At 55.1% G+C, this 18077-nt stretch carries 15 protein-coding genes; 10 read left to right on the top strand and 5 right to left on the bottom strand.

All coding sequences use genetic code 11. The annotated features are described in order from the left end of the window. Nucleotides 1-4 precede the first annotated feature (4 nt). Together araG and J5067_RS04335 are read right to left on the bottom strand one after the other, a co-directional pair. Nucleotides 5-1528 carry an L-arabinose ABC transporter ATP-binding protein AraG gene (araG, locus tag J5067_RS04340; protein ID WP_264642662.1) on the bottom strand — a complete coding sequence of 508 codons (1524 nt, stop codon included), beginning with the start codon at nt 1526-1528 and terminating at the stop codon, nt 5-7. Between the two features lie 121 nt (nt 1529-1649). After that, nucleotides 1650-2633, bottom strand: a complete 984-nt coding sequence (locus J5067_RS04335; RefSeq protein ID WP_264642661.1) for an arabinose ABC transporter substrate-binding protein — start codon at nt 2631-2633, stop codon at nt 1650-1652. Between the two features lie 441 nt (nt 2634-3074). Here J5067_RS04335 and J5067_RS04330 point away from each other — a divergent pair, with 441 nt between their 5' ends. The 10 genes from J5067_RS04330 to nth all read left to right on the top strand — a co-directional run bounded on the left by J5067_RS04330 (nt 3075) and on the right by nth (nt 13103). Next, nucleotides 3075-4760, top strand: a complete 1686-nt coding sequence (locus tag J5067_RS04330; protein WP_264650509.1) for a ribulokinase — start codon at nt 3075-3077, stop codon at nt 4758-4760. A gap of 48 nt (nt 4761-4808) precedes the next feature. After that, complete coding sequence (gene araA, locus J5067_RS04325; RefSeq protein ID WP_264650508.1) at nt 4809-6314, top strand: L-arabinose isomerase; 1506 nt, start codon at nt 4809-4811, stop codon at nt 6312-6314. Nucleotides 6315-6443: 129 nt separating this feature from the next. Then, nucleotides 6444-6659 (top strand): transcription modulator YdgT, encoded by a 216-nt coding sequence (ydgT, locus tag J5067_RS04320; RefSeq protein WP_264642658.1) that lies wholly within the window; start codon nt 6444-6446, stop codon nt 6657-6659. A 199-nt stretch (nt 6660-6858) separates the two neighbouring features. Continuing rightward, the gene (gene rsxA / locus J5067_RS04315; protein ID WP_264642657.1) at nt 6859-7440 is read left to right on the top strand and encodes an electron transport complex subunit RsxA; all 582 of its coding nucleotides are present in this window, start codon (nt 6859-6861) and stop codon (nt 7438-7440) included. Beyond that, nucleotides 7440-8018, top strand: coding sequence for an electron transport complex subunit RsxB (gene rsxB, locus J5067_RS04310; RefSeq protein ID WP_264642656.1), 579 nt, complete (start codon nt 7440-7442; stop codon nt 8016-8018). The genes rsxA and rsxB overlap by 1 nt, the downstream gene beginning before the upstream one ends. Further along, nucleotides 8011-10053: an electron transport complex subunit RsxC gene (gene rsxC / locus J5067_RS04305; protein WP_264650507.1), complete on the top strand. Its 2043-nt coding sequence runs from the start codon at nt 8011-8013 to the stop codon at nt 10051-10053. Before rsxB ends, rsxC begins: the two co-directional genes overlap by 8 nt. After that, a complete protein-coding gene (gene rsxD / locus J5067_RS04300; RefSeq protein WP_264650506.1) occupies nt 10054-11109 on the top strand; it encodes an electron transport complex subunit RsxD in 1056 nt (351 codons plus the stop codon). 9 nt (nt 11110-11118) lie between these two features. Then, nucleotides 11119-11745 (top strand): electron transport complex subunit RsxG, encoded by a 627-nt coding sequence (rsxG, locus tag J5067_RS04295; RefSeq protein WP_264650505.1) that lies wholly within the window; start codon nt 11119-11121, stop codon nt 11743-11745. Nucleotide 11746: 1 nt separating this feature from the next. Further along, nucleotides 11747-12451, top strand: a complete 705-nt coding sequence (locus J5067_RS04290; protein WP_264642652.1) for an electron transport complex subunit E — start codon at nt 11747-11749, stop codon at nt 12449-12451. A 16-nt stretch (nt 12452-12467) separates the two neighbouring features. Further along, nucleotides 12468-13103: an endonuclease III gene (gene nth / locus J5067_RS04285; protein ID WP_264642651.1), complete on the top strand. Its 636-nt coding sequence runs from the start codon at nt 12468-12470 to the stop codon at nt 13101-13103. A gap of 15 nt (nt 13104-13118) precedes the next feature. Here the strand turns inward: nth and J5067_RS04280 are convergent, their stop codons facing one another. From J5067_RS04280 to topA, 3 genes are all read right to left on the bottom strand, one after another. Further along, on the bottom strand, nt 13119-14126 hold the full coding sequence (locus tag J5067_RS04280) for a S9 family peptidase (RefSeq protein ID WP_264650504.1): 1008 nt from the start codon (nt 14124-14126) through the stop codon (nt 13119-13121). Between the two features lie 32 nt (nt 14127-14158). Continuing rightward, nucleotides 14159-15133 carry an HTH-type transcriptional regulator CysB gene (gene cysB / locus J5067_RS04275; protein WP_264642649.1) on the bottom strand — a complete coding sequence of 325 codons (975 nt, stop codon included), beginning with the start codon at nt 15131-15133 and terminating at the stop codon, nt 14159-14161. Between the two features lie 321 nt (nt 15134-15454). After that, a complete protein-coding gene (topA, locus tag J5067_RS04270; RefSeq protein WP_264650503.1) occupies nt 15455-18046 on the bottom strand; it encodes a type I DNA topoisomerase in 2592 nt (863 codons plus the stop codon). Between the last annotated feature and the right edge of the window lie 31 nt (nt 18047-18077).

Below are 18077 nucleotides of genomic sequence, written 5' to 3'. Positions count from 1 at the left end.
GCGTTTACGCGACCACAGCGTTGATTTCGGGAGTTCGTAACATCGCCAGGCTCAGCGCTTTCTGCTCGCTGGCCTCTTGGTGTGAAAGTTCGCCTGAAATGGCACCCTCACGCATCACGATGATACGGTCAGCCAGTCCCAGCACTTCGGGCAAATCGCTGGAGGCAAACAGCACCGCGATCCCCTGCTTGGCTAGCGCATAAATCACGTTATAAATTTCATGCTTAGCCCCTACATCAATGCCACGCGTCGGTTCATCCAGCAGGATCACTTTCATCTCTTCGGAGAGCCAACGGCCTAATATTGCTTTTTGCTGATTGCCACCGGAAAGGTTCATGATCAACTGTTCAGCGGAAGGGGTTTTGATGTTTAACGCCTGAATTCTGCGCTCCGCATTCTCTTCTTCCCACTGGTTATTAATGACAAACCCGGCTTTGAGACTCTTGCGACGCGCGCTGATGTTGATGTTATCGCGCACCGAATGCACCGGAATAATGCCGTCCGCTTTACGATCCTCTGGGCACAGCATGATGCCCTGACGAATCGCATCCATCGGGGTTTTAATCGTTTGGCGTTCACCGTCCAGCAGCACATCACCGCCGGTGATACGGGTACCGCCGAACAGCGCTTTCATCAATTCGCTGCGTCCGGCACCCACCAGCCCAAACAGACCAACAATTTCGCCCTGCTTGACGCTCAGCGAGATCGGGCTTTTCACCCCCGGCGCTTTCACCTCACGCAGCGTAAAACGCTCCGGCCCTAATTCGCGCGGTGCATAACCGTAGATATCGCCTAAATCGCGTCCGACCATCGCCTGGACCAGCATTTCGTGATTCACCGCCGCCGTATCGTCAAAGGTGCGCACATATTTGCCATCCTTAAACACGGTGATGGCATCGCTCAGCGCAAAAATTTCTTCCATACGGTGTGACACGTAGAGGATCACCCGACCTTCACTGCGCAGCTCACGAATCACGCGAAACAACTGCTCGATTTCACGCGCGGACAGCGAACTGGTCGGTTCATCAAAGGCGATTATCTTGGCATTACGGGCCAGCGCTTTGGCGATTTCCACCATCTGCCATTGCCCGATAGAGAGGTATTTCAGCGGCGTATCCGGATCGATATCCAGCCCGAGATGTTCCAGTTGCAGCTTGGATTCGTAACGTAACAGGGTTTTGTTGACGATGCCCTTCTTGTGCGGCAACTGCCCCAGGTAAATATTCTCTGCCACCGTCATTTCTGGCACCAGATGCAATTCCTGATAAATGATCGCCACTCCGGCGTTGAGCGCGTCCATGGTATTGGCGAAATGGACTGGCTGGCCTTTAATATGCACTTCCCCGGAGGAAGGCAGATAGTTACCGCTGAGGATTTTCAGCAGCGTCGATTTACCGGCCCCATTTTCTCCCATCAAGGCGTGTATTTGCCCGGCGTGGCATGAAAAAGTAATATCATCGAGTGCTTTCACACCGGGAAAAATCTTCCCTATGCCGTGAAACGACAAATAAGGCGACGATGTTGCCATGTCGTTGTGCTCCATCGTAGTGCTCCACACGAGGACACCCTTGCCAGCAAGGGGTCGTCACAGTCAAGATTGGGTGACACGATTAACGATACCGCCTCACTTCGAGGCGGTATCACCGTGGTTACATCAAGCCTTTTTTCTTCAACTCTTCTTTGAAGTTTTCGCGCGTAATCAGCACCACATCGGTCACTTCCGTGAATTTCTGCGGTTCAACCCCTTTGGTCACCCACTCATTCAGCATTTGGATACTCTTGTAGCCGTGAACGTCCGGGCTTGGCAGCAGCGAACCGAAGAATCCGGTGGCTTGCCCTTTGGACAATTCATTCACCGCATCCACACCGTTGATACCAATACCAATCACGTTAGGCGCTTTAAAGCCCTGACCTTCTGTCGCACGCACGCCACCCAGTACGGTGTTATCGTTCATGCCGATAATCAGCCAGTTTTTCACTTTCGGATGCTGCACCAGCAGCGAGTTGGCGGCGTCAAAGGCACCGGGGATATCGTTGGATTTGGTCGGAATCTGATAGATCTGTTTTTCCGGGAAGCCCGCGACTTTCAGCGCTTCCATTGAGCCGGAGGTACGACGGCGTGCGGTATCCAGTTCGTTGGCGGTGATCGCCATCACCCCGGTTTCATCGACTTTCCAGCCGCGTTTGTTCATCTCTTTCCAGAGTTCTTCACCCTGACGCTCACCGATTTTGGTCGCTGCCATCATCACTAATGGCACCGTATCCATCGGCTCACCTTTGGCGTTAACGAACTGATCGTCCACCGCTATGACTTTCAAGTCATAGCTGCGTGCCTTGGCGATAATGGCTGGCCCCAATTTAGGGTCTGGCGTACAGATAACAAACCCCTTCGCGCCGCTGGCCGCCAGGCTATCAATCGCGTTCAGCGTTTTCTCGCCATCGGGCACTGCAATTTTAATCACGTCAAAGCCAAGATCTTTCCCGGCCTGATCGGCAAATTTCCATTCAGTTTGGAACCAGGGTTCTTCCGGTTGTTTCACCAGAAACCCCAGCTTAAGATTTTCAGCCATAGCTGATTGTGACATAACTGTCGCCAGTCCGATGGCAGCCAGCACCTTAGTGAATTTATGCATGATGTTCTCCGGTAGGGGTTCTCTTTTTTGCAGGTTGCTCGGCACAGCCTGCGTTATCACTCTCGGTAAGACACATTCAATCTGGTTAGAGAAAAAACACGGACTTAGTATTTATCCTCCACAGTGCAACATTCAGACGCTGTATTTGTAGCGGGTATTTTGCGCGAGAATCTAGAGCGTTATCACATCCCGAAACAATGACAGGTTTGTGCATAGATTTAGCGAATTTAACCAGCCATTAACCTTTGATTGATGTCACAAAATCATGACAGGTGGCAGAAAAATGCATACTTCCAGCTAACCCCTCCTCACTGCGCGCTTTTCTGCTGATTATCGTATGTGCATCCGGAATGTGCGTTCCCGCTTATCCCGTCCCATGACAACACGCACTTTTAAGCGCGATCCACACCCCCACAGTGACGCAACAACAGGAGCTGAACGATGAACGCGGGTGCAATAGTAATCGGCCTGGATTTTGGCAGCGATTCAGTGCGCGCACTGGCCGTTGACTGTCAATCTGGACAGGAGTTAGAAACCGAGGTGGTCTACTATCCTCGGTGGCGGGAAGGACGCTATTGTCTGCCTGCGGAGAATCAATTTCGCCATCATCCACTCGACTATATAGAAGCATTGGAACAGGCGGTGCAGGTGGTGGTGCAGCGGTTGACTCCCGAGCAGCGCGCGCAGATCCGCGCCATTGGCGTTGATACCACCGGCTCGACACCGGCTCCGATTGACGAGCAAGGCCAGGTGTTGGCACTGCGTCCGGAATTTGCCGACAATCCCAACGCCATGTTTGTGCTGTGGAAAGATCACACCGCGATTGAAGAAGCAGAAGCTATCAATACGCTGTGTCGAAGCGGTCAGTTCCCCGACTACACCAAATACATTGGTGGTGTGTACTCCTCTGAATGGTTCTGGGCCAAGATTTTACACGTCTCGCGCGCCGACAGCGCCGTGCATCAGGCCGCAGTATCCTGGATTGAGCTGTGTGACTGGGTTCCGGCCCTGCTCTCGGGGACTCAAGCGCCCCATAACATCAAACGCGGACGTTGCAGCGCCGGACATAAATCGCTGTGGCATCCTGAATGGGGCGGCGTGCCGCCGAAAGATTTTCTCCACGCGCTCGATCCGCTGCTGACTGACCATTTACAGTATCCGCTGTTCACCGACACCTGGACCGCCGATTTGCCGGTAGGCACCATCACTGCCGAATGGGCCACCCGATTGGGGGTTCCCGCCGACACCGTACTGGCGGGCGGTGCGTTTGACTGCCACATGGGTGCCGTTGGCGCGGGCGCACAGCCCTATACCTTGGTCAAGGTTATCGGTACCTCCACCTGCGATATTCTGATCGCCGATGAGGATCGCGTGGGCACCACGCCGGTTGCCGGGATCTGCGGTCAGGTCGACGGCAGCGTCGTGCCCGGATTTGTCGGACTGGAAGCGGGACAGTCGGCGTTTGGTGATATGTATGCCTGGTTTGGCCGGTTGTTAGGCTGGTCATTGCAGCTCGCAGCCCAACAACATCCCGAACTTCAGCCGCAGTTGGCACAAACGCAAGCCCATCTGTTGGAAGCCTTGACCCAACGCTGGGCGGACAATCCCTCACTCGATCATCTGCCGGTGGTGTTGGACTGGTTTAACGGCCGACGCACCCCGTTCGCCAATCAGCGACTGAAAGGCGTGATCACCGATCTCAACCTGGGGACGGATGCCCCGGTGTTGTTCGGCGGATTTATCGCCGCCACCGCCTTTGGTGCCCGCGCCATTATGGAGTGTTTCGAATCTCAAGGGGTGCCGGTGGAAAACCTGCTGGCGCTGGGCGGCATCGCCCGCAAATCCCCAACTATCATGCAAGTGTGCACCGATGTGATGAATCGTCCGTTGCAGGTCGTGGCCTCCGATCAGTGCTGCGCCCTGGGCGCCGCTATCTTCGGTGCCGTGGCCGCTGGGGTACATCCCGATATTCCGACCGCGCAGCGCCACATGGCCAGCCGCATCGAGCGCACTTTGACGCCCGATGCCACACGCGTGGCCCGCTATCAGGCGCTGTATGAACGTTATCAACAGTGGTGTCGTCTCGCCGAGCCTGCGTATGCCGCGCAGCGTAAAGCGACAAACTGATCACCGGTTATTTTCCGTTTTCGAAGCTACGTGCAAGCAGGAGTTATCATGGGGAATTTACAACAGCGTGAAGTCTGGTTTGTCATTGGCAGTCAACATCTCTATGGCCCGGAAACCTTACGTCAGGTAAAAGAGAATGCTGAAAAAGTGGTGCAAGGGCTGAATCAGGATGCCGGACTGCCGGTAAAACTGGTGCTCAAGCCGGTCGCCAAATCGCCCGACGAAATTCTGGCGCTGTGTCGCGACGCCAACTATCAGGATAGCTGTATCGGTTTGCTGGTGTGGTTACACACCTTCTCTCCCGCCAAAATGTGGATTGCCGGACTGAGCGTACTCACCAAACCGCTGATGCAGTTCCACACCCAGTTCAATGCGGAAATCCCCTGGGACACCATGGACATGGATTTCATGAACCTGAACCAGACCGCACACGGCGGGCGTGAGTTCGGGTTTATCGGCGCGCGTATGCGCCAATCGCATCAGGTTGCGGTCGGCCACTGGAAGGACAAAAACGCCCACCAACGTATTGCCAAATGGATGCGCGTTGCCGCCGCCATTGCGGAAAGCAAACAGCTTAAGGTGGCTCGCTTTGGCGATAACATGCGGGAAGTGGCAGTAACCGAAGGGGATAAAGTGGGGGCACAAATCCAATTCGGTTATTCCGTCAGCGCCTGGGGATTGGGCGATCTTACCGGTGAAGTGGATGCGGTCAGCAAAGGGGATATCGACGCGCTGATCGACGAGTATGAGGCCAGCTACCAGTTAACCGACGCTGTCAAACTCAACGGCCCTAACCGCCAGAATCTGCTGGATGCCGCGCAAATTGAACTGGGGCTCACCCGTTTTCTGGAGCAAGGCGGTTATCGCGCCTTCACCACCGATTTTGAAAACCTTTATGGGCTTAAGCAGTTGCCCGGTCTGTCGGTACAGCGCCTGATGCAAAAAGGCTATGGCTTTGGCGGCGAAGGCGATTGGAAAACGGCGGCACTGCTGCGCATCATGAAAGTGATGGCAGAAGGCTTGCCAGGCGGCACCTCATTTATGGAGGATTATACCTACCATTTTGTCCACGGTAACAATTTGGTGGTAGGTTCCCATATGCTGGAAGTGTGCCCAAGCATCGCGAAAGAGGCGAAACCGATACTGGATGCGCAACATCTGGGCATCGGTGGCAAAGCCGATCCAGCACGGCTGATCTTCTCCACCCCGGCGGGCCCGGCGCTCAATGCCAGCGTCATCGACATGGGCGATCGTTTCCGTATGTTGGTCAACGTGGTGGATACCATCGAGCAGCCGCACCCCTTGCCCAAACTACCGGTTGCCCGGGCTATCTGGCAGGCACAACCGTCGCTGGAAGAGGCTGCCGAAGCCTGGATTCTGGCGGGCGGCGCGCACCATACGGTATTCAGTCAGGCGTTAGATCTGGATTACCTGCGGCTCTATGCAGAGATAAATCACATCGAACTGCTGGTGATTGATAACGAAACCCGCATTCCGGCATTCAAAGACGCACTGCGTTGGAATGACATGTACTACAAACTCACCTCACGCTAAGTGGTAGCACGGAACCCGATTATCAAGATCGGGTTCCACCTCTCATTCATAATTCCTATTGCGCTAGACACCTGTTTTCTCTGGCATATACTGAAATCCCCTACCCACATAATTATTAAATTAAAAATCATGACCACTGCTGAATACTTACTCAAGTTTCGCAAAGTGAACACTCTGGACAGCCTTGAAAAACTCTACGACCATTTGAATTATTCGCTGACGGATAATAAGGAGATTATCAGTATGTCACGCGCTGCCGATCACCGTCGCGCAGAACTCTCTTCGGGGGGAAGACTGTACGACCTCGGTTGTATTCCCAAATCCGTCTGGCGTTTCGTGCTTTAATGCCCGGCAACCGGTCGTTTCCTGTGCGGCCTGTTTACTCACACCTTGCGTTACTTGCCTAAAAGGCTTTCACTATGCCGGTTTACCCTGCCAACTGCGGGGTAAATATCCGCTTTTGGTGAATATCCCTATTCTGGGTGTGTTGTCGAAAGCCTTGCAATGCCGGATAATGGTCCGGTTTTATTTTTTAGGCATTGTAATGACCGACTATCTACTTCTTTTCGTCAGCACGCTGCTGGTGAACAATTTTGTTCTGGTGAAATTTCTCGGGCTCTGCCCCTTTATGGGCGTGTCCAAGAAACTGGAAACCGCCATTGGCATGGGGTTGGCAACAACCTTCGTCATGACGCTCGGCTCGATGTTCTCCTGGCTGGTGAACGAGTACGTGCTGCTGCCGCTCGGGATTGTCTACCTGCGTACCATGGCCTTTATTCTGATCCTGGCGGTCGTGGTGCAGTTCACCGAACTGGCCGTGCGCAAAACCAGCCCGGAACTCTATCGCCTGCTGGGGATTTTCCTGCCGCTGATCACCACCAACTGCGCCGTGCTGGGCGTTGCGCTGATCAGCGTCAACCTGTCACATAATTTCTTGCAATCAACGGTCTATGGCTTCAGCGCCGCCGCTGGCTTCTCTCTGGTGATGGTGTTGTTCGCCGCCATTCGTGAACGCATTGCCGTGTCGGATGTGCCTGCGCCGTTTCGCGGATCATCGATTGCATTGGTCACCGCTGGGTTGATGTCGCTCGCGTTTATGGGCTTTACCGGGTTGGTGAAATTCTAATGAATGCCATTTGGATTGCGATTGCCGCGTTGAGTGTGCTGGCGCTGGTTTCCGGCTTGATTCTTGGTTTTGCCTCACGCCGTTTTCACGTTGACGCCGACCCTATCGTCGAACAGGTCGAAGCCATGCTGCCGCAAAGCCAATGTGGTCAATGCGGCTATCCGGGTTGCCGTCCTTATGCCGAAGCCGTAGCCTTGAACGGTGAGCAGATCAACAAATGCGTCCCCGGCGGTGAGGCCATGATGTTGAAGCTGGCCGAGAAACTCAATATTGACCCGCAGCCGCTCGATGGTGACGCGCCGGAGCTGCAACCGGCACTCAAAGTGGCCTGGATCGATGAAAGCAACTGCATCGGCTGCACCAAATGTATTCAAGCCTGCCCGGTTGACGCCATTATTGGCACCACCCGCGCCGTGCACACCGTGGTGAGCGATCTCTGTACCGGCTGCGATCTCTGTGTCGCCCCTTGCCCGACAGACTGCATCGAACTGCGCCCGGTAGCCACCACGACGTCCAACTGGAAATGGGATCTCGAGACCATTCCGGTTCGCCTTATCCAAGTAGAACATCATGCTTAAGCTGTTAAACCTGTTTCGTAAAGAGAGAATTTGGGATTTCGACGGTGGCATTCATCCGCCGGAGATGAAAACCCAATCCAGCCGCGTGCCGATGCGTCACATTCCGCTGCCGGAACAGTTTATCATTCCACTAAAACAGCACCTCGGGCCGGAAGGCGAACTTTGCGTGAACGTCGGCGATCGCGTACTGCGCGGTCAACCCCTGACGCGCGGCACGGGACGTATGCTGCCGGTGCACGCCCCCACCTCCGGCACCGTACATGCCATCCGTCCGCACATGACGGCACACCCTTCGGCCTTGCCGGAGTTAAGCATCATTATTATTCCTGACGGGGAAGATCGCTGGTGCGATAGGCAGTGTTTTCCTGATTATCAGCAGCATTCGATCGATACCCTGCTCGCGCATTTACATCAGGCAGGCATCGCCGGTCTGGGTGGCGCAGGCTTCCCGACCTCGGCCAAACTCAAAGGCGGGCTGCGCGGTATCGCGACGCTGATCATCAACGCCGCTGAATGTGAGCCTTATATCACCGCCGACGACCGGTTGATGCAAGAGTATGCCGATGAGATTGTGCAAGGGATTGAGATCCTGATGCATTTGCTTTCTCCTGAACGGACCTTGATCGGCATTGAAGACAATAAGCCGGAGGCGATTCAGGCACTGCGTCATGCACTGGCCGATCGCGCGGACATCCGGTTACGTGTGGTTCCCACCAAATACCCTTCCGGCGGTGCCAAGCAGCTCACCAAGATTTTGACCGGTAAGGAAGTGCCGTTTGATAAACACTCTGCCTCCATCGGCGTATTGATGCAAAACGTTGGTACCGCTTATGCCATCAAACGTGCGGTGATCGACGGCGAAGCCTTGACGGAGCGGGTGGTTACCCTGACCGGGGAAGCCCTGCGTCAACCGGGCAATGTGTGGGCGCGCCTCGGTACGCCAGTGCGCCACTTGCTGAAGCAGGCCGGGTTTCATGCCGAAAACAAAACCCCGATGGTTGTCATGGGCGGGCCGCTGATGGGCTTCACCCTGCCCGCGCTCGACGTTCCGATTGTCAAAATCAGCAACTGTATTCTGGCGCCGTCAGTGAGCGAAATGCAGGTGCCCGAGCAAGAGCAATCCTGCATTCGGTGCAGTAAATGCGCTGACGCCTGTCCGGCAGGCCTGTTGCCACAGCAGCTTTACTGGTTCAGCCGTGGGCAGGAGCATGAAAAGGCGCGCGCGCACCATTTGTTTGACTGCATTGAATGCGGTGCCTGTGCTTATGTCTGCCCGAGCAATATTCCGTTGGTGCAATACTATCGTCAGGAAAAGGCCGAAATCCGCGCCATCGATCTTGAGGCATCGCGCGCACATCAGGCAAAAGCGCGTTTTGATGCGAAACAGCTGCGTCTGGAGCGAGAAAAAGCGGCACGCGAACGGCGCCATCAGCAAGCCGCTGCTACGGTTTCCACCACCGATAAACAGGCCGTGCAGGCTGCGCTGGAGCGCGTGCGCAGCAAAAATACGCTTACTGAAGCGCTTGCCCCGATTGCGATACACCCCGATCACACGCCGGATAACAGCGCGGTCATCGCGGCGCGCGAAGCACGAAAAACCCAGGCGCGAGAAATGCAACGGATACAGGCCGAGGCTGAACAAGCCCAACCGGTTGCAACCGCGCCAGAGGATCCGCGACAGGCTGCGGTAGCTGCGGCTATCGCTCGGGTTAAAGCTAAAAAAGCGGCCCAGCAGGCACCAGACGCTATCTCAGCAGCGGCTGTCGCCGCGCCTGAACCCGAAGCGGTGCCCGAGCCCGATCTCAGCGACCCACGCAAGGCCGCCGTAGCCGCCGCCATTGCCCGGGTTAAAGCTAAAAAAGCAGCCCAGCAGGCACCAGACGCCACCACAGCAGCGGTTGTCACCGCGCCTGAACCCGAAGCCGTACCCGAGCCCGATCTCAGCGACCCACGCAAGGCCGCCGTAGCCGCTGCCATTGCCCGCGTTAAAGCACGTAAAGCCGAACAGGCGTTAATCCACACTCACGAGGAATAGATGGCCTTCAAGATCGCAAGTTCGCCTTTTACCCATAACCATCAGCGCACCCAGCGCATCATGCTGTGGGTAATACTCGCCTGTGTGCCCGGTATCGTTGCCCAGACCCTGTTTTTTGGCGTCGGCACCTTGATACAAATCGCCCTCGCCTCGGTCACCGCGCTAACGGCGGAAGCGGTGACGTTGTCACTGAGGAAATTTGCAGTACGCACCACGCTAGCGGATCAATCTGCGCTGCTAACCGCCATTTTGCTCGGCGTTAGCCTGCCCCCGTTAGCGCCCTGGTGGATGGTGGTGCTGGCCACTTTTTTCGCCATCGTGATCGCCAAACAACTTTATGGTGGATTGGGAAACAACCCGTTTAATCCGGCCATGGTCGGTTACGTGGTTCTGTTGATCTCGTTTCCGGTCCAAATGACCAGTTGGCTGCCGCCCACCGCATTGCAGGTAGCGCCGGTCAACGTTATTGATGCGCTGCATGTGATTTTCACCGGACAGACCGATGCTGGCTTGCACATTCAGGGGTTAATGCAGAACATTGATGGCATTACTCAGGCCACACCGTTAGATGGCTTCAAAACTGGCCTGCGGGCCGGGGAAACCCCTGCCCAAGTGTTGCAACACCCGATCTTTGCGGAGAGTCTGGCAGGCGTGGGCTGGCAATGGGTCAATGTGGCGTACCTTTCCGGTGGCATCCTGTTATTGCTGACCCGCGCCATTCGTTGGCATATTCCCGTCAGCATGCTGCTCTCTTTGCTGCTGTGCGCCGCGCTCGGTTGGTTACTGATGCCGGAAAAAGCCGCACCCCCGCTGTTGCACCTGTTCTCCGGTGCCACCATGCTCGGTGCTTTTTTTATCGCCACCGATCCCGTGACCGCCTCCACCACCAACAAAGGGCGTTTATTGTTTGGCGCGCTGATTGGACTGCTGGTGTGGCTGATCCGTACCTACGGTGGATACCCGGATGGCATCGCATTTGCGGTATTGCTGGCGAATATTACCGTGCCGCTCATCGATTACTTTACCCAGCCACGCGCCTATGGCCATCGTCGATAAGGAAATAGCATGATCAGTACGATGCGACGTCACGCGACCACGCTGGCGCTGTTTGCCGCCTTGACCACCGGCTTGACGGCGCTGGTCAATAGCCTGACCAAACCCACCATTGCCCATCAAACACAGTTGCAACAAAAAGCGCTGTTGGATCAGGTAATTCCGCCGGATAGTTACGACAACAACATTCTGCAAGAATGTTACCTTGTCACCGATGAGGCGTTGGGCACGGCATCCCCACGCCATCTCTACATTGCGCGTAAAGGTGATACCCCGGTGGCCGCAGCCGTTGAATCCAGCGCACCGGACGGTTATTCCGGCGCGATTCATCTGCTGATAGGGGCAGATTTCCATGGTAAGGTACTCGGGGTTCGGGTAACTGAGCACCATGAAACGCCCGGTTTGGGCGATAAAATTGATCTGCGGGTGTCAGACTGGATAACCCGCTTTACCGGGCGCACCGTGCAAGGCGCTGACGATCGCCAGTGGGCCGTCAAAAAGGATGGCGGAGAATACGATCAGTTTACCGGCGCCACCATTACGCCCCGCGCGGTGGTAAACGCAAGCAAACGCACTGCACTTTTTATGCAGAACATCCCGGCGCGCCTGGCGACATTGCCGAATTGTGGAGCAGAGTAACATGAGTGAAGCGAAACGCCTTCTGGTCCAGGGGCTTTGGAAAAACAACTCGGCGCTGGTGCAACTGTTGGGCATGTGCCCGCTGCTGGCCGTCACCTCCACCGCCACCAACGCCCTGGGTTTGGGATTAGCCACCACGCTGGTACTGACCTGTACCAATGCAGCGATTTCCGCCATGCGCCGCTGGGTGCCGTCAGAAATCCGCATTCCTATTTATGTCATGATTATCGCGGCTGTGGTCAGCTCGGTAGAGATGCTGATTAATGCTTACGCCTATGGCTTGTACCAGTCGCTGGGCATTTTTATTCCGCTGATCGTGACCAACTGTCTGGTCATCGGCCGCGCGGAAGCCTACGCCGCACAAAACCCCGTCGCCCTCTCGGCGCTGGATGGTTTCGCCATGGGCATGGGGGCGACCTGTACCATGTTTGTATTGGGTTCGCTGCGTGAACTGCTGGGTAACGGCACACTGTTTGACGGTGCAGACTTACTGCTGGGCAATTGGGCTAAAGTGCTGCGCATTGAAGTGATCCACGTTGATACCCCGTTCTTGCTGGCGATGCTTCCTCCCGGCGCGTTTATCGGTTTGGCGCTGTTGCTTGCCGCCAAGTATCTGATTGACGAAAAAATGAAACGCCGCCGCGCCGTTAGCGAAGCAAAACAGCACGCTGCGCCCGTCGCTACGCTGACCGGAACGGCGCAATAAGCACAAGGATAAGACGATGAACAAGGAAAAACGCGGCGAAATCTTGCGTCGTCTGCGCGATGCGAATCCACATCCCACCACCGAGCTACACTTTGAGTCGCCGTTCGAGCTGTTGATTGCCGTGCTGCTGTCAGCGCAGGCCACGGACGTCAGCGTTAATAAAGCCACGGCAAAACTCTATCCGGTCGCCAACACACCAGAAGCTTTGTTAGCGCTTGGGGTTGACGGTGTAAAAGCCTATATCCGCACCATTGGCCTGTTTAACAGCAAGGCTGAAAACATCATCAAGACCTGCCGTATTCTGTTAGACAAGCATCAGGGTCAGGTGCCGGAAAATCGCGAAGCGTTAGAAGCCCTGCCCGGTGTCGGCCGTAAAACCGCCAACGTGGTGTTAAACACCGCCTTTGGCTGGCCTACCATTGCCGTTGACACCCATATTTTCCGCGTGTGTAACCGCACCGGTTTCGCGCCGGGAAAAAACGTGGACACGGTAGAAGAAAAGCTGTTGAAGGTGGTGCCAGCGGAATTCAAAATCGACTGTCACCACTGGCTGATTCTGCACGGACGTTACACCTGTATCGCCCGTAAACCGCGCTGCGGTTCCTGCCTGATTGAAGATTTGTGCGAGTTCGGTGACAAAGTTTACCCCTGACGTCACTCAACAAGCTCAGCAACGTCTCTCCAAAACCCATTCTGATATCGCGTTCAGGGCACCGGGCGCGTAGGCAGACTGCCCTGCGGCTAAAAATCCCCACTGCGTCCAACGCGGCCATTGTTCACTTAGCTGGTAATTAAACCATTTGGCGCGCAGCAAACCGTGGGTGGCATCCTTGACCTCGCGCAAGCAGCGGGAGGTAGCCACCGGCAACAACCGGCTCCACACGGTTAATGTCTCCTTCGAGGAAACATTGAGATCCTGAGCCCCCATCAGCACCATCACCGGCACCCGCTGCGCGGCAATGTCCTGACGGGCGTCCGACAACGCATTACGTCGCTCAAAATCGTCGCGCGTGCAACGTGACGCGCAAGGTTGCATCACGGTTTGGGGGGAAAAGCGTTGTGCATAGGCCGCACGTTCTGTTGCGATGGCTGCGGCAATCACTGGAGGCTCTGCGCCTTCTGCTGCTAAGCGCTGCTGCATATAGTAGAAGCCTTGTTCGCGCCAGTTTATTGCGGGGCCAATCAACACGATAAAATCTGCCGTTGAATGCTGACTGGCATAGGGCACCACCCATCCGGCCTGAGAAAAACCGAGAAACCCGAGACGACTCTCTTTCAATTCCGGCCGCGCACGCAACGTCTGTACTGCGGCAACCGCTTCCTCGGCGCGATCGCGAAGCGTTTGCGCCAGCCAATCACCGCTGCTGGCCGCTACGCCGGGCTTATCCCAGGAAAAGACGCCAATCCCCTGTGCAACAAGCGCATTGACCAGCGGAAGGTAGCCACCGTCAGACCAGCGATCCTGGGCACCGTCGCCATGCACCAGCAGCACCACGGGCGGGTTTTGTTGGTTATCAGGCAATAACAGTGTGCCTTCAAGATGGGCATCGCCCAGCGAAAACGATAACGTCTGCTGGGCGCGTTCAGGGAGTTCAAAAGCGGAGAGGCCATGCAGCACAATGCCTGATATCACAAGTAGCGCACAGGCCGTTACCGATAGTACCAGCTTGATCATGCTATGCCCTCCTTGCAAACAAATAGCCGACGCTATTTCACTGGCAGCGTGATGTCCTTGAACATGGCTTCAATTTCTTCATTGGAACGCAAGGCAATGGCAGAATCCACCACATCGCGCGTGAGATGCGGCGCAAAGCGTTGAATAAAATCATACATATAACTGCGCAGGAAGGTGCTGCGCCGGAACCCGATCTTGGTGGTGCTGTAGCTAAAAATGCTGTTAGCGTTGATGGTCACCAGATCTGTCTCGGTGCGCGGATCGACGGCCATATTGGCAATGACACCAACGCCCAACCCCAGACGCACGTATGTTTTGATTACGTCGGCATCCGTTGCGGTGAACACGATGCGCGGCGTCAGCCCTGCACGGTTGAATGCGGTATCCAGCTCCGAACGGCCGGTAAAACCGAAGGTGTAGGTAACGATCGGATACGCCGCCAGCTCTTCAATGGTGATATCTTTTTTGGTTGCCAGCGGATGATCGGGTTTCACCACCACCGCGCGATTCCAGTGATAGCACGGCAGCATGATCAAATCGTCATACAGGTGCAACGCCTCAGTGGCGATGGCAAAATCTGCTGTCCCTTTCGCAACCGCTTCGGCTATCTGCGTCGGCGATCCCTGATGCATATGCAGTGAAACGCGAGGATAACGATCGATAAAGCCTTTGATGACATCCGGCAGTGCATAGCGAGCCTGCGTATGCGTGGTCGCCACATAGAGCGAACCTTTGTCGGGATAGGTGTGTTCTCCGGCTACCGCCTTGATGGCATCCACCTTGGAGAGCACTTCCCGGGCAATACGCACCACTTCCTGACCGGCGGGCGTGACCTGAGTCAGGTGTTTACCGCTGCGCGCAAAAATTTGAATTCCCAGCTCATCTTCCAGCATTCTCACCTGTTTACTGATCCCCGGCTGCGAGGTGTACAAGCCTTCAGCCGTTGAGGAAACGTTCAGGTTATGATTAACAACTTCAACGATATAACGAAGCTGTTGCAATTTCATATGTCATCCCATGTTATTGAGCATGTGCATCAGGCACGAATAAATTATCTACCGTTGCTTTACTTTTTCATGACGCCGCAACGTTTGCAATGCGATGAAAAGCAGACGGTTATTTCATCATATTAAGGTCATTTAATCATAAAAAATATTTTTATATAACTATTATCTTTTCATCGATAGAAATAGATCCCTCAACGTGAGCTGAGTGGGGGCGCTCATTCTAGCGCACGGCGGCATTATCCTCTCAGCTAGATCGCTATCTTCCTACCCAGATCAAAAAAGCCAGCCCAAAAGGCTGGCTTTTATTCACATGGCAGAGAATTATTTTTTCTCAGAGGTCCATTTGCCATCGACATAGAATGCAGACCATCCGGTCGCCTTGCCGTTTTTCTCCGAAGCAACGTATTGTTGCTTGGTTTTACGACTAAAGCGCACCACCGCCTTGTTGCCTTCGGCATCTTCCACCGGCGCATCGGCCAGATAGCGTAGTTTCTCCGGCAGGCGATCGCGGAATCGCACCAGTTCTTCCACTAACGGCGCGCGGGTTTCACGCGATTTCGGGAAGGTGTTGGCGGCCAGGAACACTCCTGCGGCACCGTCACGCAGCACAAAATAGGCATCGGATTTTTCGCACGGCAGTTCGGGTAAGGGAACCGGATCTTCCTTCGGCGGAGCGACTTCACCGTTGCGCAAAATCTTGCGGGTATTGGTGCAGGTTTCATTGGTGCAGGCCATGTATTTGCCAAAACGCCCCATTTTCAGGTGCATATCGGAACCACACTTGTCGCACTCCACCACCGGACCGTCGTAACCCTTGATGCGAAACTCACCGTTTTCTATCTCATAACCATCACATGCCGGGTTATTGCCGCACACGTGCAGTTTACGCTGGTTATCGATCAGGTAGCTGTCCATCGCGGTGCCGCACTTGCCGCAACGACGGCGTGCGCGCAGCGCATTGGTTTCCGCCTCATCCCCTTCCAGCACGTTCAACACTTCAGCTTCAGGAATCAGGTTGATGGTGGTTTTGCAGCGCTCTTTTGGCGTCAATGCATAGCCGGAACAGCCGAGGAACACCCCGGTGCTGGCGGTACGAATCCCCATCTTGCGCCCACAGGTTGGGCAATCGATGGTGGTCAGCACCATGGCATTGGGTCGCATTCCCCCCACTTCCGGATCCATTTCCGCTTTTTCTAGCTGCTGGCTGAATTCGGCAAAAAACTCATCCAGCACCCCTTTCCACTCCGCCTGATTGTTGGCGACCTGATCGAGGCTGCTTTCCATACGCGCAGTAAAATCGTAATTCATCAACTCGCGGAAATTTTCTTCCAGACGGTCGGTGACAATTTCACCCATTTTTTCCGCGTAGAAACGGCGGTTTTCTACCCGCACATAGCCACGATCCTGAATGGTTGAAATGATAGAAGCGTAGGTAGACGGACGACCGATACCGCGTTTTTCCAACTCTTTTACCAGCGAGGCATCGCTGTAGCGCGCAGGCGGTTTGGTAAAGTGCTGGCTCGGCAGCAGTTTATCCAGGGTCATCACTTCACCGACGTCAACGGTCGGCAGCGTGCGATCTTCGTCACCTTTACGCAGCGCTGGCATCACTTTGGTCCAGCCATCAAAACGCAGGGTGCGCCCTTTGGCGCGCAGTTGATAGCCTTCCGCGTTCACCGACAGCGTTGTGGAGTCATACTTGGCCGGTGTCATTTGGCAGGCAACGAATTGGCGCCAGATCAACTGGTAAAGTTTCTGCGCATCGGCTTCCATATCCTTCAGCGCTTCTGCCAGAACGGCGACGTCCGAGGGGCGGATCGCTTCATGCGCTTCCTGAGAGTTTTCTTTACTGCTGTAGAGGTTCGCGCTCTCCGGCAGGTAAGCGTTACCAAAGCTGGACGTAATATAATCGCGCGCCATGGTCAGCGCATCCTGACTCAGGTTGGTAGAGTCGGTACGCATGTAGGTGATGTAGCCCGCTTCATACAGACGCTGCGCCATCATCATGGTTTTTTTAACGCCAAACCCCAAGCGGGTACTTGCCGCCTGTTGCAGCGTGGAGGTGATAAACGGTGCCCCCGGTTTGCTGCTGGTCGGCTTGTCTTCCCGCTCCGCAACCACATAGCGCGCGGTCTCCAGCACGCTGACCGCAGCCGCCGTTTGCGCTTTATTGACTGGCTTGAACGGCTTGCCATCAAAATGCGTCACCTGCATTTGCAATGCGGCACTCGATGACAGCAAATCAGCATGCAGTTCCCAGTACTCTTCCGGGATAAAGGCCTTGATTTCGCGCTCGCGATCCACGACCAAGCGTACCGCAACGGACTGCACGCGACCGGCAGAAAGCCCACGGGCGATTTTCTTCCACAACAGCGGAGAAACCATATAGCCCACGACACGGTCCATAAAACGCCGCGCTTGCTGCGCATTGACCCTGTCGATATTTAATTTATCTGGTTTTTCAAACGCCTGCTTGATCGCGTTCTTGGTAATTTCGTTAAACACCACGCGGCTGAAACGGCCTTCATCGCCCCCAATGATTTCCCGCAGGTGCCAGGCAATGGCTTCCCCTTCGCGGTCAAGGTCGGTTGCGAGATAGACGTGGTCGGCATTGGCCGCCAGCGTTTTCAGTTCAGAGACGACTTTCTCTTTGCCGGGCAATATTTCGTAATCAGCCTGCCATCCGTGGTACGGATCGACCCCCATACGATTGACCAGCGCAGTGCGCTCATCTTTTTTGCCGGCTTTTTTCGCTTTGCCAGGCTCAGCGCTCTTCTTCGCCGCCGCAGAACCGCTGGTCGGCAAATCACGCACATGACCGACGCTCGATTTCACCACGTAGTCATTGCCCAGATATTTGTTGATTGTTTTGGCTTTGGCCGGGGACTCAACTATGACGAGAGCTTTACCCATATGTATTGTTACCTACCGAATGCTTCATATT

Source organism: Candidatus Symbiopectobacterium sp. NZEC151 (genome assembly GCF_025962655.1).
In the GTDB taxonomy this organism is placed as follows: Bacteria; Pseudomonadota; Gammaproteobacteria; order Enterobacterales; family Enterobacteriaceae; genus Symbiopectobacterium.
Note: the sequence above shows the minus strand (reverse complement) of the source record. Positions and strands in the feature narration are given on the sequence as shown.

Coding starts and splice junctions, on each gene's coding strand:
- rsxG (WP_264650505.1), top strand. CDS start 11,119: ATGATCAGTACGATGCGACGTCACGCGACCACGCTGGCGCTGTTTGCC.
- topA (WP_264650503.1), bottom strand. CDS start 18,046: ATGGGTAAAGCTCTCGTCATAGTTGAGTCCCCGGCCAAAGCCAAAACA.
- ydgT (WP_264642658.1), top strand. CDS start 6,444: ATGACCACTGCTGAATACTTACTCAAGTTTCGCAAAGTGAACACTCTG.
- araA (WP_264650508.1), top strand. CDS start 4,809: ATGGGGAATTTACAACAGCGTGAAGTCTGGTTTGTCATTGGCAGTCAA.
- J5067_RS04290 (WP_264642652.1), top strand. CDS start 11,747: ATGAGTGAAGCGAAACGCCTTCTGGTCCAGGGGCTTTGGAAAAACAAC.
- nth (WP_264642651.1), top strand. CDS start 12,468: ATGAACAAGGAAAAACGCGGCGAAATCTTGCGTCGTCTGCGCGATGCG.
- cysB (WP_264642649.1), bottom strand. CDS start 15,133: ATGAAATTGCAACAGCTTCGTTATATCGTTGAAGTTGTTAATCATAAC.
- J5067_RS04330 (WP_264650509.1), top strand. CDS start 3,075: ATGAACGCGGGTGCAATAGTAATCGGCCTGGATTTTGGCAGCGATTCA.
- araG (WP_264642662.1), bottom strand. CDS start 1,528: ATGGCAACATCGTCGCCTTATTTGTCGTTTCACGGCATAGGGAAGATT.
- J5067_RS04280 (WP_264650504.1), bottom strand. CDS start 14,126: ATGATCAAGCTGGTACTATCGGTAACGGCCTGTGCGCTACTTGTGATA.
- rsxC (WP_264650507.1), top strand. CDS start 8,011: ATGCTTAAGCTGTTAAACCTGTTTCGTAAAGAGAGAATTTGGGATTTC.
- rsxD (WP_264650506.1), top strand. CDS start 10,054: ATGGCCTTCAAGATCGCAAGTTCGCCTTTTACCCATAACCATCAGCGC.
- rsxB (WP_264642656.1), top strand. CDS start 7,440: ATGAATGCCATTTGGATTGCGATTGCCGCGTTGAGTGTGCTGGCGCTG.
- rsxA (WP_264642657.1), top strand. CDS start 6,859: ATGACCGACTATCTACTTCTTTTCGTCAGCACGCTGCTGGTGAACAAT.
- J5067_RS04335 (WP_264642661.1), bottom strand. CDS start 2,633: ATGCATAAATTCACTAAGGTGCTGGCTGCCATCGGACTGGCGACAGTT.